This window comes from Cellulomonas telluris (assembly GCF_004886325.1).
Lineage (GTDB): Bacteria > Actinomycetota > Actinomycetes > Actinomycetales > Cellulomonadaceae > Cellulomonas > Cellulomonas telluris.
The window spans coordinates 1-615 of sequence record NZ_QXFN01000040.1; the positions used below are offsets into that span (position 1 = coordinate 1).

The 615-nt window shown below is 72.2% G+C and carries 1 pseudogene; it reads left to right on the forward strand.

Annotated features, from left to right (window positions below):
• Positions 1-402, forward strand: a pseudogene (locus tag FB586_RS20220) (hypothetical protein); the annotation flags it as partial.
• Between the last annotated feature and the right edge of the window lie 213 nt (positions 403-615).

The window sequence follows — 615 nt, forward strand, 5'->3', positions numbered from 1 at the left end:
GAGGACAGCCCGAGCGCGCACAGCGTCAACGCTCGCGACGAGGTCAAGCTCGTCGGCACGGCGCAGCGCGTGCTGCCGCGCGCGTGGCTCTTCAGCTCCTTGGTCAACGTCGGCGACCGCGAGCGGGTCAGCGACGTGCTGGCCCGGGTCTACGGCCACCTCGACCTCCCGTTCGACCCGCGCTCGGTCGGCACGCTCGTGACGGAGGCGCCGGGGGTCACCCCGGCCGACGTGGTCGCGGCGGTGGTCGAGGCGTGGGGCGTACGACTCTCCGATGCGGTCGAGGTGGACGCTGCGACGCTGGCGCGGGCGGAGGCATTGGTGGCGGACCACCGGACGCCCGATACATCGGAGCAACCGGCCAAAACGTCGCTCGCCCGTCGGGGCGGCCCCCTAAGGTGACCTCATGGACGGCGTGGGGCCGCCTATCTGCTCGAAGGGACCTCGATGACTTTCACCAGCCGGCTCACCTCCTCCGCACCTGCGCGCACGGGGGTCGCTGCCGTTGCCCTGACTCTCATCGCGGCTGTCGTCAGTGCGGGGGCGTCACCGGCGCAGGCGGTCCCGGTCCCACAGGAGCAGCGCGCCACCCTGTTGGACCCGATCGTCACTGCG